Origin of the sequence: Hansschlegelia quercus, from assembly GCF_004310425.1 — a bacterium.
GTDB lineage: Bacteria > Pseudomonadota > Alphaproteobacteria > Rhizobiales > Methylopilaceae > Methylopila > Methylopila quercus.
This window is the reverse complement of sequence record NZ_SIUB01000002.1, coordinates 450,793-465,599: the sequence shown is the minus strand read 5'-3', so window position 1 is coordinate 465,599 and position 14,807 is coordinate 450,793. Positions and strand designations below refer to the sequence as shown.

Annotated in this window: 11 protein-coding genes and 2 pseudogenes; 3 read left to right on the top strand and 10 right to left on the bottom strand. The window is 66.3% G+C overall.

Annotated features, from left to right (window positions below; all coding sequences use genetic code 11):
* Positions 1–2: 2 nt before the first annotated feature.
* From mblB to EYR15_RS06220, 4 genes and pseudogenes are all read right to left on the bottom strand, one after another.
* Positions 3–902, bottom strand: a pseudogene (mblB, locus tag EYR15_RS06230) (anti-phage 6A-MBL system MBL-fold protein); the annotation flags it as partial.
* A 12-nt stretch (positions 903–914) separates the two neighbouring features.
* A complete protein-coding gene (locus EYR15_RS17140; RefSeq protein ID WP_245498175.1) occupies positions 915–1,130 on the bottom strand; it encodes a hypothetical protein in 216 nt (71 codons plus the stop codon).
* 377 nt (positions 1,131–1,507) lie between these two features.
* Complete coding sequence (locus EYR15_RS06225) at positions 1,508–5,218, bottom strand: vitamin B12-dependent ribonucleotide reductase (RefSeq protein WP_131002134.1); 3,711 nt, start codon at positions 5,216–5,218, stop codon at positions 1,508–1,510.
* Between the two features lie 507 nt (positions 5,219–5,725).
* Positions 5,726–6,598: an aldo/keto reductase family oxidoreductase gene (locus EYR15_RS06220; protein ID WP_131002132.1), complete on the bottom strand. Its 873-nt coding sequence runs from the start codon at positions 6,596–6,598 to the stop codon at positions 5,726–5,728.
* A 95-nt stretch (positions 6,599–6,693) separates the two neighbouring features.
* Between EYR15_RS06220 and EYR15_RS06215 the strand changes: the two genes are divergently transcribed.
* The 3 genes and pseudogenes from EYR15_RS06215 to EYR15_RS06205 all read left to right on the top strand — a co-directional run.
* On the top strand, positions 6,694–7,587 hold the full coding sequence (locus EYR15_RS06215; RefSeq protein ID WP_131002130.1) for a LysR family transcriptional regulator: 894 nt from the start codon (positions 6,694–6,696) through the stop codon (positions 7,585–7,587).
* A gap of 112 nt (positions 7,588–7,699) precedes the next feature.
* Positions 7,700–8,110 (top strand): NADH:ubiquinone oxidoreductase subunit NDUFA12, encoded by a 411-nt coding sequence (locus EYR15_RS06210; protein ID WP_382239058.1) that lies wholly within the window; start codon positions 7,700–7,702, stop codon positions 8,108–8,110.
* A gap of 167 nt (positions 8,111–8,277) precedes the next feature.
* Positions 8,278–8,634, top strand: a pseudogene (locus tag EYR15_RS06205) (DUF2155 domain-containing protein); the annotation flags it as partial.
* A 158-nt stretch (positions 8,635–8,792) separates the two neighbouring features.
* On the opposite strand, the gene EYR15_RS06200 reads toward EYR15_RS06205, so the two are convergent.
* The 6 genes from EYR15_RS06200 to map all read right to left on the bottom strand — a co-directional run bounded on the left by EYR15_RS06200 (position 8,793) and on the right by map (position 14,790).
* Positions 8,793–9,557 carry a proteasome-type protease gene (locus tag EYR15_RS06200; RefSeq protein WP_131002126.1) on the bottom strand — a complete coding sequence of 255 codons (765 nt, stop codon included), beginning with the start codon at positions 9,555–9,557 and terminating at the stop codon, positions 8,793–8,795.
* 108 nt (positions 9,558–9,665) lie between these two features.
* Positions 9,666–10,499: a transglutaminase family protein gene (locus EYR15_RS06195; RefSeq protein WP_131002125.1), complete on the bottom strand. Its 834-nt coding sequence runs from the start codon at positions 10,497–10,499 to the stop codon at positions 9,666–9,668.
* A gap of 13 nt (positions 10,500–10,512) precedes the next feature.
* Positions 10,513–11,454, bottom strand: coding sequence for an alpha-E domain-containing protein (locus tag EYR15_RS06190; protein WP_131002123.1), 942 nt, complete (start codon positions 11,452–11,454; stop codon positions 10,513–10,515).
* Positions 11,455–11,506: 52 nt separating this feature from the next.
* Entirely contained in the window at positions 11,507–12,925 is a 1,419-nt protein-coding gene (locus EYR15_RS06185) for a circularly permuted type 2 ATP-grasp protein (RefSeq protein WP_131002121.1), read from the bottom strand.
* 110 nt (positions 12,926–13,035) lie between these two features.
* Positions 13,036–13,779: a RadC family protein gene (gene radC, locus EYR15_RS06180; protein ID WP_131002119.1), complete on the bottom strand. Its 744-nt coding sequence runs from the start codon at positions 13,777–13,779 to the stop codon at positions 13,036–13,038.
* Between the two features lie 183 nt (positions 13,780–13,962).
* Positions 13,963–14,790, bottom strand: a complete 828-nt coding sequence (gene map / locus EYR15_RS06175) for a type I methionyl aminopeptidase (RefSeq protein ID WP_131002117.1) — start codon at positions 14,788–14,790, stop codon at positions 13,963–13,965.
* Positions 14,791–14,807 lie beyond the last annotated feature (17 nt).

Below are 14,807 nucleotides of genomic sequence, written 5' to 3'. Positions count from 1 at the left end.
GATCAACCGGCCCGGGTCGTCCCGGACGACGCCGCGGCGGCCACCGTCGGGGCGGCCGACGAGACGATCGTCACTCCCGCGGCGGACACCCGCAGCTTGATCGGCTTCGGGGCAGCCTCGCTGGGGGTCTCCATCGTGACCTTGAACTCGCCATCCGAGTCCTTGATGATCTGCTTGTAGTAGCGGGCGGCCTGCCTGTGCGGTGGCTGATCGTCGTCGTAGAGCGACCCCTTCGCCGGGATCGGCCAGCTCGGCGAGATGATGATCTCCTTCTGGCGCGCGAGCTCCTCGAACAGCCACTTCACGTCTTCGACCGGCTCCGTGATGTCCTCGCCCTTTTCGGAAGAGAGCGACCTGTACGAGCAGTGGTGGAACAGCTTGAGCACGTCCCAGTGCAGGCGATCCTCGTTGCCGTGATCCCTGGTGGTCCGGACGATCTGGGAGAGCGTCTCATGGTCGATGTCCGCGCCGAGGAGCGCGAAGGTGTCGTTCCCGTTCTCGCGCATCGTCATCTGCATGACGATTGAGTTCTCGTTTCGATCATCGAGGCCGTCGTCGGTGCGCCAGGCGAACGGGCTGTGGACGAAGAACTCAGCCTGTTCGGGTCCGGAGACGGAGAAGCCGGGCACGAGCTCCCCGGCGTTGACGATGCAGTGGCGGCGGTCCTCAACCGACAGGCCCCATTCGTCGAGTAGGCCAGCCAAGTTCTCGGGACGGGAGAAGACCTTGATCCCCTTGCCCTCGCGGAGACGGTGACGGGCCTCCTGGCGAATGACGCGGGCGTCTTCGTCGAGCCCGGTTTCGGTCACCGCCGCGGCCGGGACCCACATCTCGTCCATACGGACGCGATCGCCGCCCTGTCTGCTGTTGCTGTGCTCGAATTCGAAAAACTCGGACGCCCTGTGGACATGGTCCTAGTCCAGATGGGTGAAGGCCACGACCCGGAAGGACTTGCGGCCTGCGTCGGCGAGTTCGGAGCGAAGCGCCTTCGGCAAGTCGATGCGCTTGTCGCTCGTGTCAGTGGCGGAGCGCATGTTCGCGTAGTCGAGAAGGATCAGGTCGTCATTGGTGAGCCGCAGCAGCGTTGTGTCTGCGTTGCCCAGCGGGAAGAAGGTCATGTGCCCTGTCATCGCGTCGCTCCTTGTTGAAGGGTCGCTTCGAAGAATCCGGGATGTCCCGAGGTCCGCCGCTCCAAGCCAGATTCATGGTTCGTTCGCTGAAGTTTTCCGGGCAGCCCCTTGGCCGCCCGGAGGTTGATTCCGTAGTTCTCGCAAGGTCCCCTAGCGAGCAGCTACAGCAAAAGTCTTTCGGACGGTATTGCGGTCTGTAAAACCCCCTTGGCGAAAGACAATCAGCGGTCTCACAACTGCACCGATTGTTCCGTTCATCCATCTAAACCGATATCGAGGCTCTGAGACTTGAGGAAAGGTTTTGCCCGGGTTTGAGGAAGCGAAAACGGCTTTGAGGACGACTTATGACCGGTCTCTCAATGACCCTTATCTGCCTCTCAGCTACACCCGCTCGTTGAGCCGCACGTGTCGCACTTCAGGCAGGTGCCGTTACGCACCATCGTGAAGTTACCGCACTCCGAGCAGTTCTCGCCCTCATAGCCCTTCAGCCGGGCCTCCATCCGCCGCGCGTCGGCGGACTTGGCGACCGGGGCGGGCTCCTTCGGGGCCTCCCAAGCGAGGTGGCCGAGGGCGGGAACCTCTTCCTTGGCCTCGGCGGGCTCCCTCTTCAGAGCCGTCGCCGCTCCTCCTGACATCGCGGTCGTCGCGGGGCGGCCACCGATCGCGGTCACGTTGGAGCTCGCGGCCGACGCCTTCGGCTCGTTCGAGCCGCCGGGGACCGAGGAGAGCTGCCGACCACGGAGCAGGCCCTTGGAGACCGGCGCCGGGGCAGGGGCCTTGTCCTGGCTCACGCCCGTGCCGATCGCGTCCGGCGTGATGTCGGACGGGTCGACATGGGCGAGGTCGTAGCGAGACAGGTACGAAATCGCCAATTCGCGGAACACGTAGTCGAGGATCGACGTCGCGTTCTTGATCGTGTCGTTGCCCTGAACGAAGCCGTTCGGCTCGAACCGCGTGAAGGTGAAGGCCTCGACATACTCCTCAAGCGGCACGCCGTATTGCAGGCCGAGCGAGACCGCGATGGCGAAGTTGTTCATCACCGAGCGGAAGGCCGCGCCCTCCTTGTGCATGTCGAGGAAGATCTCGCCGATGCGGCCGTCGTCATATTCGCCGGTCTTCAGATAGATCTTGTGCCCGCCGACGATCGCCTTCTGGGTGTAGCCGCGGCGGCGGTTCGGCAGCTTCTCGCGCTCGCGCACGATCTGCACGCGTTCGACGATCTTCTCGATGACCTGCGCGGTGCGCGCAGCGGCCGGCTGGGCGACCAGCGCCTCGACGGCGTCGTCCTCTTCCTCGGCGTCGTCGGCGATCAGCTGCGAATTCAGCGGCTGGCTGAGCTTCGAGCCGTCGCGATAGAGCGCGTTGGCCTTGAGCGCGAGCTTCCAGGACAGGTCGTAAGCCGCGGCGCAATCGGCGACGGTCGCCTCGTTCGGCATGTTGATGGTCTTGGAGATCGCGCCCGAGATGAAGGGCTGCGCCGCCGCCATCATGCGGATGTGGCTCTCGACCGAGAGGAAGCGCTTGCCCGTGCGGCCGCAGGGGTTGGCGCAGTCGAACACGGGGTAGTGCTCGACCCGCAGGTGCGGCGCGCCCTCGACCGTCATGGCGCCGCAGACATGGGTGTTCGCGGCCTCGATCTCGGCCTTGGAGAAGCCGAGATGCGTCAGGAGCTCGAAGGACGGGTCCTCCAGCTTCTCGGCCGGCACCTGCAGGGTGTCGACCAGGAAGCGCTCGCCGAGCGTCCACTTGTTGAAGATGAACTTGAGGTCGAACGCCGATTTTGCGGCGCCTTCCAGCGTCTCGATCAGCGCGTCCGGAAAACCCTTCGTGCGCAGCGTCGAGGGGTTGATCGCGGGGGCTTGGCGCATCGAGGCGTGGCCGACGGCGTAGGCCTCGATCTCCGCGATCTGGTGTTCGGCGTAGCCGAGCGCGCGCAGCGCCTCCGGCACGGCGCGGTTGATGATCTTGAAGTAGCCGCCGCCGGCGAGCTTCTTGAACTTCACCAGCGCGAAGTCGGGCTCGATGCCGGTCGTGTCGCAATCCATCACCAGACCGATCGTGCCGGTGGGGGCGACGACCGAGACCTGCGCGTTGCGGAAGCCCATCTGCTCGCCGAGCTTTTCCGCGCGCTCCCAGGCCGCCTGAGCGGCTTCGACGATCGCGCCTTCCTTGACGGAGGCGATGTCGAGCGGGACGGGGAGGGTCGAGAGCTGTTCGTAGCCCTCAGCCTCGCCGCGCGCGGCGCGGGCATGGTTGCGGATGACGCGCAGCATGTGGTCGCGGTTCTCCGGGAAACCATCGAACGCGCCGAGCTCGCCCGCCATCTCGGCGGAGGTGGCGTAGGCGGTGCCCGTCATCAGCGCGGAGAGGGCGCCGCAGAGCGCGCGGGCCTCGGGGCTGTCATAGGCGACGCCCGACGACATCAGCAGGCCGCCGATGTTGGCGTAGCCGATGCCGAGCGTGCGGTACTTCCAAGAAAGGGCCGCGATCTGGCGCGAGGGGAACTGCGCCATCAGCACGGAGATCTCGAGCACGATCGTCCACAGCCGGCAGGCGTGGGCGTAGGACTCGACGTCGAAGGTTTTATCGTCGCGGCGGAACTGCAGCAGGTTCAGCGACGCGAGATTGCACGCCGTGTCGTCCAGGAACATGTATTCCGAGCACGGGTTCGAGGCGCGGATCGGCCCCGAAGCCGGGCAGGTGTGCCAGTCGTTCACCGTGGTGTGGAACTGCACGCCGGGATCGGCGCAGGCCCAGGCGGCGTAGGACACCTGCTCCCACAGGCCGCGCGCCTTCAGCGTCTTCACGGGCTTGCCGGTGGTGCGCGAGATCAGCGACCAGTCGCCGTCGCTCTCGACCGAGCGCAGGAAGTCGTCGGTGACGCGGATCGAGTTGTTGGAGTTCTGGCCGGCGACGGTGAGATAGGCCTCGCCGTCCCAATCGGTCGTCAGCGCCTCGACGTCGACGTCGTCGCGCCCCTGCTTGGCGAGCTGGATCACGCGGCGGATCATGTTGTCGGAAACCTGCGCGCGGCGGGCGAGCTTGATCTCGCGCTTGAGCGCGGGGTTGCGGTCCGCGACGAAGCAATCGTCGCCTTCGCCCTCGCAGTTCACGCAGGCCTTGTGGATCGCCTTGAGGTGCTTCTTGACGATGCGCGAGCCGGTGACGAGCGCCGCGACCTTCTGCTCCTCCTTCACCTTCCAGGAGACGTAGGCCTCGATGTCGGGGTGGTCGGCGTCGACCACGACCATCTTGGCCGCGCGCCGCGTCGTGCCGCCGGACTTGATCGCGCCCGCTGCGCGGTCGCCGATCTTGAGGAACGACATCAGGCCGGACGACTTGCCGCCGCCCGACAGCCGCTCGCCCTCGCCGCGAAGGCCGGAGAAGTTCGAGCCGGTGCCGGAGCCGTACTTGAACAGGCGCGCCTCGCGGACCCAGAGGTCCATAATGCCGCCCTCGTTCACGAGGTCGTCGGAGACGCCCTGGATGAAGCAGGCGTGCGGCTGCGGCCGCTCGTAGGACGAGGCCGACGCATGGACCTCGCCGGTCAGATGGTCGGCGTAGAAGTGCCCCTGGCTCGGACCGTCGATCCCGTACGCCCAGTGCAGGCCGGTATTGAACCATTGCGGGGAGTTCGGCGCGGCCTTCTGGGTCGCGAGCATGTAGGCGAGCTCGTCGAAGAAGGCGTGCGCGTCCTCCTCGGTGTCGAAATAATCGTGCGTCCAGCCCCAATAGGTCCAGGTGCCGGCGAGGCGCGAGAAGACCTGACGCGAGTCGGTCTCCGGCCCATAACGCTCGGAATCGGGCAGGCTCGACAGCGCGCTCTCATCGGCGACCGAGCGCCACAGCCACGAGGGAACGGTGTTCTCCTCGACCGCCTTCAGCCGCGTCGGGACGCCGGCTTTGCGAAAATACTTCTGCGCAAGAATGTCGACCGCCACCTGGCTCCACGCCTCAGGCGCGTCGATGTCGGCTGCGCGGAACACCACGGAGCCGTCCGGATTGCGGATCTCGCTGGTCGCCTTGCGGAACGCGATGTCCGCGTAAGGAGACTGGCCGGCCTTGGTGTAGCGACGTTCGATGCGCATCGGTCCGAAGCTCCAGAAGTGTCAGGTCGGGCGCGCCCCCGCGACGCGCTCGGGCCAGCGACAAACGCCGGCGTCTTCATGCTCATCGTCGGACGCAAGTCCCCGTTCCGGCGCATGCCCTGCGCCGGTCCGATCGGGACAGAGATACGCCTGCCCGCGACGATGCTCGAATGTGCTTCCGCCGCCGGGCCGCCTCTTGCGGCACTGGTCTGGCGAGGTCCGGAAGCTAGTGCGAGTCTGCCGGGAGCGTCGAGTCGCGATTTCCAACTTTCCACGCTCGATTTGTCTATCCCTTGTCAGCGTGGCCGTCAGGCGACACTAGATATAGTGTCGACAGGTTGTGAATGGAAGGTTGACGAACGGTGGTCGGGGCCGCCGAACCGTTCGTTTTTCAACGTCCTCGACGCTCCGCGGCGGATCTGAGGTCTTGTGGATGACAGTGGGGATAATCCTCACTGCCTAAGTTTCAGCCGCCGCGCAGGATCCGCCTGGCCGACGCCCCCTGCTTCAGGCCGCCTTTCCAATGCCGTCGAGGTCGACCAGCACGTCGACCGGCAATGCGAGCTCCGCCGCCGCGAGGTTTTCCTTCAGATGCCCAAGCGAGGAGGTGCCGGGGATCAGCAGGATGTTCGGCGACCGCGCGATCAGCCAGGCGAGCGCGACCTGCATCGGGGTCGCGCCGAGCGCGGACGCCGTGCGGGACAGCGCGTCCGACTGGAGCGGCGTGAAGCCGCCGAGCGGAAAGAACGGCACGTAGGCGATGCCGTCTCCGGCAAGCTCGTCGATCAGGGCGTCGTCCTCGCGATGAGCGAGATTGTACTGATTCTGGACGCAGACGACCTCGGCGATGCCGCGCGCTTCCGCGACCTGCGCTCCTGTCGCGTTGCTGAGTCCGAGATGGCGGATCAGCCCTTGGCGCTGAAGCTCGGCGAGCGTCTCGAACCGCTCGGCGACCGAGCCTTCCGCCGGTGCGTGGCCGTCGCCCCAGAGCCGCAGATTGACGACGTCGAGCGCGTCGACGCCAAGATTGCTGAGATTGTCGTGCACGGCGCTGGTCAGCTCAGCCGGGCTCTGCGCCGGATTCCAAGACTTGTCGGTCCCGCGCGTGGCGCCGACCTTGGTCACGATGGTGAGGTCCGCGGGGTAGGGGCTCAGCGCCTCGCGGATCAGCTGGTTGGTGACGTGGGGTCCGTAGAAATCGCTGGTGTCGATGTGGTTGACGCCTGCAGCGACCGCTTCCCGAAGCACCGCAAGCGCGGTGTCATGGTCTTTTGGCGGCCCGTAGACGCCGGGTCCGGCGAGCTGCATGGCGCCGTAGCCCATCCGGTTCACGCGCCGATCGCCGAGCGTGAAGTCGCCCGCTTTCCCTAGAGTGGTCATCGTCGTCTCCCAAGAGGATGCGTCCGGCATATGGCCTTGACCTTCTGAACGATAATCCCGTGAAGTCGGCACAGATGCGTGCGGAAAGCCGGACAATGAGCGCCGATCTTCAGGATCTCTCGGCATTCCTCTCGGTGGTCCGGGCAGGCGGTTTCCGGGAAGGGGCGCGGACGAGCGACGCCTCGGCCTCCAGCCTCAGCGCTGCGGTCCGCCGCCTTGAGGCGCGGCTCGGGGTCCGCCTGCTCAACCGCACCACCCGCAGCGTCGCGCCGACCGAGGCCGGCGCGCGTCTAGCCGAACGCCTTGGCTCTGCGCTGGGCGAGGTCGAGGCCGCGCTCGACGTCGTGAACAGCTTTCGGGACCGCCCCGCCGGAACGCTCCGTCTTAACGTGCCCGTCTACGCCGCGCGCATGGTTCTCCCGGCGATCGTTCCGCCCTTCCTCAAAGCGTATCCCGACATCCGGATGGAGGTGGTCGCTGAGGACGGCTTCGTGGACGTGCTCGCTGCGGGCTGCGACGCAGGGATCCGCTTCGACGAGCGGCTCGAGCAGGACATGATCGCGACCCCGATCGGGCCGCGGGTCCTGCGCTTCGCGACCGCCGCTTCGCCCGAATATCTCGATGCGTACGGCCGACCGGAGCATCCGCGCGACCTGCTTCGGCACGCCTGCCTGCGGGGGCAGTTTGCGAGCGGAACCATGCCGGCCTGGGAGTTTGAACGGGACGGCGATGTCGTGCGGGTCGACCCGGCCGGGCCTTTGCGCGTGCGGATAGGCGGCGCGACTGATTTGGCCGTCGCGGCGGCGGTCGAGGGCGTCGGCGTCATCCAGCTGTTCGAGGATTGGCTGAAGCCGCACATCGAGAGCGGCGCGCTGGAGCCCGTTCTCGAGCCATGGTGGCAGACCTTCAGTGGGCCTTTCCTCTATTATCCCGGACGCCGCCGCGTGCCCGCGCCGCTCCGCGCCTTCGTCGACTTCATCCGCTCCTGAGCGTTCTGGAAAAGGCTTCGTCTCGCGTTCCGCGTTATGGACAATCGCGCTCCGGCGTCCGATACCGGAGCGGACCCTCTAAATGGCTCAAGCCCGGCGACCGCGCATGTCCCTGATGAGCATCCTCACCGACATCTTCACCTGGTGGAACGGCTCCACCATCGGCACCCGCGTCGCGCTCAAGGGCGGCGAGTTCGTGGGCGAGGACGAGTTTGGCAACCGCTATTACCGGCTGCCGAACGACCCCAAGAAGAACGCGGCGTTTTCGACCGAGCGGCGGTGGGTGGTCTATGCCGGCTACGCCGAGGCCTCGGCGATTCCGTCGGGCTGGCACGGCTGGATGCACCACACCGTCAACGTGCCGCCGGCGAACGAAAACTATTCCGCGCGCGAGTGGGAGAAGCCGCACCGCGACAACCGCACCGGCAAGGCGGACGCCTATCGTCCGAAGGGCTCGGCGCTGTCGCTGCGCCAGCGGCCGGCTGCGACCGGCGACTACCAGGCCTGGTCGCCGGACGACTGAGCGCCGCCCTCAAGGCCGCCGCATTCGAGGCGTCAGTCTTCGGGCGACGCCCGCTCAAAGTCCCGCGCGACGAGATCCCCGTGCATCGTTCGATTGTTCGCCTGCTCGCCGCATTGCCGATCGCCTTCGCAGCGCCCGCTTTCGCGCAGGCGCCCGGCGCGTCGACGATGGAGCCGCAGCCGAGAGCCGCAAAGCCCGAGGTCATCGCGCCCACGCCGCGCATCCAGAACCCGGTGGCCGTGTTCAACGGCCTCGACAAGATCACCGGCCGGATCACCGTCTTCGATGCGGCAATCGACTCGTCGGCGACCTTTGGCGCGCTGAAGGTGACGCCGCACGTCTGCTACACGCGCCCGCCGACCGAGGCGCCCAACACGACGTCCTATGTCGACGTCGAGGAGACCACGCTTTCCAACGAGAAGCGCAAGATCTTCTCCGGCTGGATGTTCGCGTCCAGCCCCGGCCTGTCGGGCGTCGAGCACCCGATCTACGATGTCTGGCTGGTGGATTGTAAGGGCGGCGCCCGCCCGGAAGCGCCTCAGGGACCGACGCTGGGCGAATAGGGGCGGCGGCGCTCTTTCTTGAGGCGCGCCCTCACCCTTACACTCCCCCAAGCGGGAGAGGGGGCTTCGCCGTCGCGTTTATGATCTCAAGATGAGGGGGCCTCGGGCGTAAAGCGCGCCTAGACCTCGACATCCCCCGGCACGTTCGACCCGTAGGGCGGCCGCGGGATCTCGATGTGCGCGGTGCGCAACGCTTGGGACCAGCGTTCGCGCAGATCGAGGAAATAGCGGTCGTTCGGCTCGATTCGGTAATCGAGCTCCGGGACCAGGGCGTCCTTTCTCAGGACCAGGACGTCGATCGGCGGACCGACGCCGAGGTTCGACCGCATCGTCGAATCCATCGAGATCAGCCCGATCTTCAGCGCGTCGTAGAGGTCGGTCTCGTAGTTCACGGCGCGGTCGAGGATCGGCTTGCCGTATTTGTGCTCGCCGATCTGGAAATAGGGGGTGTCCGGCGTCACCTCGATGAAATTACCGGCGGCGTAGATCATGAACAGGCGCAGGCGTCCGCCCGCGACCTGGCCGCCGAACAGCATCTGCACGTCGAAGCGCGCGGTCATCTCCTTCATGCTGGCGCCGTCAACGCGCCAGACCTCGCGCACAGCGCGGCCGACGAGCTGCGCGGCCTTGAACATGGTCGGCTGCGCCTCGAGCGTCTCGAGCTCTCCCGTCTCAGGGTTCTCGACGCCTTCGGCGAGCATGGAGACGACCGACTGGCTGACGGAGAGGTTGCCTGAGGTCGCGATCGCGAGCGTGCGGCGTCCCTGCTCGGAAACGATCTTCAGCTTGCGGAAGGTCGCGATGTTGTCGATGCCGGCGTTGGTGCGGGTGTCCGCGATCATGACCAGCCCGTCACGGACGAGGATGCCGACGCAATAGGTCATTGACGATTCCCGGACTTCACAGCGGCGCGACGCTATCAAGACTCTTCGCGGCGCGACACTCTCCGGGAGGGCGCATGTGCGAAATCTAATCGTGCGATGAAGAAGCCGTCAGGAACGGCGATGCGCACGGTGGGCCAGCGCGTCGGTTACGCTGACGGCGACCGCGAGAGTCTCGCCGCTCCCGCCGTAGCGCGAGCCGCGTACCGGCGCCGCGCCGAGATAGTCGAGCCCGAGCGAGACCCGGACATGGCCTTCGGTCGGGCACGCGCCGTTCGCAGCGTCGAAGCCGATCCAGCCGAGGCCGGGCACGTAGGCCTCCGCCCAGGCGTGGCCGGCCTCCTGGTCGGCGCAGTCGTCGCGGCGAAAATAGCCGCCGACATAGCGCGCCGGGATGCCGAGCGAGCGGGCGGCGACGAGGAAGACATGCGTCAGGTCCTGGCACACGCCCTTCCTGATGCGGAAGGCCTCGGCCGCCGTGGTGTGGGCGTCGGTCGGTCCTACCTCGAACTCCATACGCTCGTGCAGGCGATCGAGCAGATTGTGCAGCGAGCCGAGGATATCGCCCTTCGCGGCCTCGCTTGCCTCCGCGGCGAAGGCCGCGATCTCGGCGTCGGGCGCGGTGAGGGGCGTCTCGCGCAGATAGAGCGCGGGCGGAAAACGCTCGGGAGCGCCCCGGACGATGCCGTTGGTGTCCTGCGTGTCGACCTCGCCTTCGACCAATACGGTCAGGCTGTCGATCGGCCCGTCGACGGCGAAGACATGGGTCTGGTTGCCGAACGCGTCCTCGGCCGAGCGCAGCCGGCAGTCGCGGTCGATGTCGAGCCGCCAGCGGACGATGTGCTGGCCCTCATGGCTGCGCGGCGAGAGGCGCAGCGTCTGGATGACCCCGGTGGCGGGCGTCTCGAACGTGTAGGCCGTCTGGTGGCTGATGATCAGGCGCATCGCGGGTCGGCCATCAGGCGAGGTACTGCGCGTGGATCGCGGCGCCCAGCCGGTTGTTGTCGCCGATGAACTTCGTGATGAACTCGTGCAGTCCGCTTTGGAAGACGGAGCGGATGTCGCCGTTTTCAAGGTTCACCCGCCCGCTGCGGGCGATGCGCTGCGCCTCGCCCTGGCGGCCATAGCTGCGGGCGAGATGATCGAGATGGCGGACAAGCTCCGCGTAACATGCCGCAAGCGACCGCGGCATCTGATCGTTCAGGATCAGCAGATCCGCCACCAGCCAGGGCTTCAGGCTCTGCCGATAGACCCAGTGGTAGCTCGTGACGGCGGAGACCGCGCGCAGGATCGCCGACCACTGATAGTAGTCGAGGCCGCCGCCGACCTCGCCCTGCTCGGGAAGCAGCAAGTGGTACTTCACGTCGAGGATGCGCGCGGTGTTGTCGGCGCGCTCCAGCAGCATGCCGACGCGCGAGAAATCGTAGATGTCGTTGCGAAGCATCGTGCGGTGCGCCGATCCGTCGAAGCGTAGCCCGATCTCCTTCACCCAACCGAGGAAGCGCGTCAGCTCCTCGCCTTCGAGCTTGCGGTCGGCCATGCGGCGGAGTTCGAGCCACGCGCCGTTGATCGCCTCCCACATCTCGATGGTGAGCGCGGTGCGCACCGAGCGTGCGTTGTGCCGCGCGGTCTCGACGCAGTTCAGGATCGAGGAGGGGTTGTCGCGGTCGAAGGCGATGTGGGCGACGACGGTGTCCTGCGTCGCCTCGTCATGCTTGGCGAAGAAGGTCTCGGAAGCGCCGGCGGTCGCAAGCGCGCTCTCCCATTCGTTGGTGAGCCCGCCATAGGCCGCCGGCAGCGAGGCGAGCCGCTGCGTGGTCTCAAGGATCCGCGCGAGCGATTCTGCGCGCTCGACGTAGCGGGAGAGCCAGAACAGATTGTCGGCGGTGCGGCTCAGCAAGGCGTCACGCGGCTCTTGATTGCGGAAAGGCTAGGGGAGGAACCAGGCGCGCTCATTCGTCGAGCACCCATGTGTCCTTGGTGCCGCCGCCCTGGCTGGAGTTCACCACCAGCGAGCCCTCGCGCATCGCGACGCGGGTCAGGCCGCCGGGGACGATCCGGGCGCCGTCGGAGCCGGTGAGCACGAACGGGCGGAGGTCGACGTGGCGCGGCGAGACGCCGGATTCCACGTAAGTCGGGCAGGTGGACAGGGCGAGCGTCGGCTGGGCGATGAAGCCCGCGGGCGAGGCCTTGAGTTTGGCGCGGAACAGCTCGATCTGCTCCTTCGAGGCGTGCGGCCCGACAAGCATGCCGTAGCCCCCCGAGCCATGGACCTCTTTCACGACCAATTCATCGAGATGGTCGAGCACGTATTTCAACGCTTCGGGCTCGCGGCAGCGATAGGTCGGCACGTTCTTCAGGATCGGCTCTTCGCCGAGGTAGAACTTTATGATCTCCGGCATGTAGCTGTAGATCGCCTTGTCGTCGGCGACGCCGGTGCCGACGGCGTTGGTCAGCGTGACGTTGCCGGCGTGGTAGGCGCTCATCAGCCCAGGCACGCCGAGCGCCGAATCCGGGCGGAACACCAGCGGATCGATGAACTCGTCGTCGATACGCCGGTAGATGACGTCGACGCGCTGAGGGCCTTCCGTCGTGCGCATGTAGACGACGTCGTCGCGCACGAAGAGATCGCGGCCCTCGACGAGCTCGATGCCGAGCTTGTCGGCCAAAAACGAGTGCTCGTAATAGGCCGAGTTGTAGACGCCGGGCGTCATCAGCACGACGTTGGGATCGGCCGAGGAGGTGCGCGGCGCAAGCGAGCGGAGCGTGGCCAGCAGCTCATCGGCGTAACGCTCGACAGGCGCGACCCGGTGCTTGGCGAACAGCTCCGGAAAGAGCCGGATCATCACCTCGCGGTTCTCCAGCATGTAGGAGACGCCCGACGGCGTCCGCGCATTGTCCTCGAGCACGTAAAAGGTCTCGGAATCGACCCGGACGATGTCGATGCCGGCGATGTGCACCCAGAGATCGTGCGGCGGCGTCTTGCCGGCCATCTCCGGGCGGAACGCCTCGTTCTGGAACACGAGATCTTCGGGTACCACGCCGGCGCGGAGAATCTCACGCTTGCCGTAGACGTCCGAGATGTAGCGATTCAGCGCCGATACGCGCTGCTCCAGACCCTTGGTCAGGATCGACCATTCCTTCGCCGTGATGATGCGGGGAATGATGTCGAACGGGATCAGCCGCTCCTGGGCCTGCTGATCACCATAGACCGCGAAGGTGATGCCGATGCGGCGGAACAGGAGCTCCGCCTCCTTGACGCGATACTGCAGCAGATCGGCGGGAGCGCCGCTGAGCCAGTCTGCGAGCTTGGCATAGGCGGAGCGGATAGACCCGTCCGCGAGCGTCATCTCGTCGAAGGCTCTGGGCAAGCGAGGCGTACTCCTGTGACGCAAACGACTGGAGAGATGCTAATCCGCTGAACGCGCGTGGAAAGGGGTTCGGCGCCCCATTTTTCGGCGCCGCGTCGCCCTTTGATCGGTCATATCAGCTTGAGGGCCCTGAAGCTCGCGTGGCCTTCGCGTCCCACGATGACATGGTCATGGACCTCGATGCCGAGCGGCTTGGCGATGTCGACGATGGTCCGCGTCATCTCGATGTCGGCGCGGCTTGGCGTCGGGTCGCCGGAGGGATGATTGTGCACGAGGATCAGCGCGCTCGCCCTCAGCTCTAGCGCGCGGCGCACGACCTCGCGCGGATAGACCGGCGTGTGGTCGATCGTCCCGGTCTGCTGCACCTCGTCGGCGATCAGGCCGTTTTTCTTGTCGAGGAACAGGATTCGGAAACGCTCGCGGTCGTCGAACGCCATCGCGGTGCGGCAGTAATCGATGACCGACGACCACGACGACAGCGCCCGCCGTTTGGTCACCGCTCCCTTGGCGAAGCGCCTGGCCGCGGCCTCGACGATCTTGAAGTCGGTCGCGGTCGCGTCCTTGATCCCCTTTATCTCGACCAGCCGCTCGTAAGGCGCGGCCAGCACGTCCGCGAACGACCCGAAGGTCGCGATCAGATGCTTGGCCAGCGGCTTCACGTCCGAGCGGGGAATCGTGCGGAACAGCACGACTTCGAGAAGCTCATAATCCGCGAGCGACTCCGGCCCGCCTTCGAGGAAGCGAGCCTTCAGCCGGGCGCGGTGGCCGAGATAATGGGGCTCTTCAGACGGCGGCTGCTTTTTGACGGGCGCCTCATCGAAGCCGGGGAGGGCGTCTTCGTGTTCGACGGGCATCTGCGCTCGGCTCGGGGACGACGTCTTTGACGCCTACCGTGAAGCGGGACCTCGCGAACGGCAAGCGCCTGCAAGCTTCGAAACGGCTGTTACGGCAGCCTTCTCAGCATGGCTGCTTCAACGGCCCTTATGCTGAGGAGCCTTCCGACAGGAAGGCGTCTCGAAGCAAGTAGAACATCTCGATCAGGCCGCGGTAAAAACCGGCATCTCGATGCCGCGGGGCGAGTGCGTGAAGACCTCGCAGCCGTCTTCGGTCACGCCGACCATGTGCTCGAACTGGGCCGAGAGCGAACGGTCGCGGGTGACCGCGGTCCAGCCGTCGCCGAGGATCTTCACGTGCGGCCGGCCGAGATTGATCATCGGCTCGACCGTGAACAGCATGCCGGGCTTCAACTCTGCGCCTTCGCCGGGGCGGCCGTAATGCAGGATGTTCGGCTCGTCATGAAACAGCCGGCCGATGCCATGACCGCAGAAGTCGCGCACGACCGAGGCGCGCTCGCCCTCGGCGTAGCGCTGGATAGCGGCGCCGATGTCACCCGTGGTGGCGCCCGGGCGAATGGCCGCGATGCCGCGGTTCAGTGATTCGTAGGTGATCTCGATCAGCCGCTCGGCGCGGCGCGGAATCGCGCCGATCGCAAACATCCGGCTCGAATCGCCGTGCCAGCCGTCGAGGATGTAGGTGACGTCGACATTGACGATGTCCCCTTCGCGCAGCGGCTTGTCGTTCGGGATGCCGTGGCAGACGACGTGGTTGATCGACGTGCAGATCGTGTGGGAATAGCCGCGGTAATAGAGGCAGGCCGGCAGCGCGCCGTGGTCCATGCCAAACTCGAGCGCGAGCTTGTCGAGCGCCTCGGTCGTGACGCCCGGCTTCACGTGATCCGACAGCATGTCGAGCGCCTCGGCGACCAGACGGCCCGCCTTCCGCATTCCCTCGAAAGCATCAGGTCCGTGGATCTTGATCGTCCCGTTCTTGCGAAGCGGGGCAGTTTGGGCGTCGACGAAGGTCATCGTTCGGGCGGCTCAAA

Bases quoted from the DNA above. Each gene is read 5' to 3' on its own strand.
- EYR15_RS17140 (WP_245498175.1), bottom strand. From the start codon at position 1,130: ATGACAGGGCACATGACCTTCTTCCCGCTGGGCAACGCAGACACAACG.
- EYR15_RS06225 (WP_131002134.1), bottom strand. From the start codon at position 5,218: ATGCGCATCGAACGTCGCTACACCAAGGCCGGCCAGTCTCCTTACGCG.
- EYR15_RS06220 (WP_131002132.1), bottom strand. From the start codon at position 6,598: ATGACCACTCTAGGGAAAGCGGGCGACTTCACGCTCGGCGATCGGCGC.
- EYR15_RS06215 (WP_131002130.1), top strand. From the start codon at position 6,694: ATGAGCGCCGATCTTCAGGATCTCTCGGCATTCCTCTCGGTGGTCCGG.
- EYR15_RS06200 (WP_131002126.1), bottom strand. From the start codon at position 9,557: ATGACCTATTGCGTCGGCATCCTCGTCCGTGACGGGCTGGTCATGATC.
- EYR15_RS06195 (WP_131002125.1), bottom strand. From the start codon at position 10,499: ATGCGCCTGATCATCAGCCACCAGACGGCCTACACGTTCGAGACGCCC.
- radC (WP_131002119.1), bottom strand. From the start codon at position 13,779: ATGCCCGTCGAACACGAAGACGCCCTCCCCGGCTTCGATGAGGCGCCC.
- map (WP_131002117.1), bottom strand. From the start codon at position 14,790: ATGACCTTCGTCGACGCCCAAACTGCCCCGCTTCGCAAGAACGGGACG.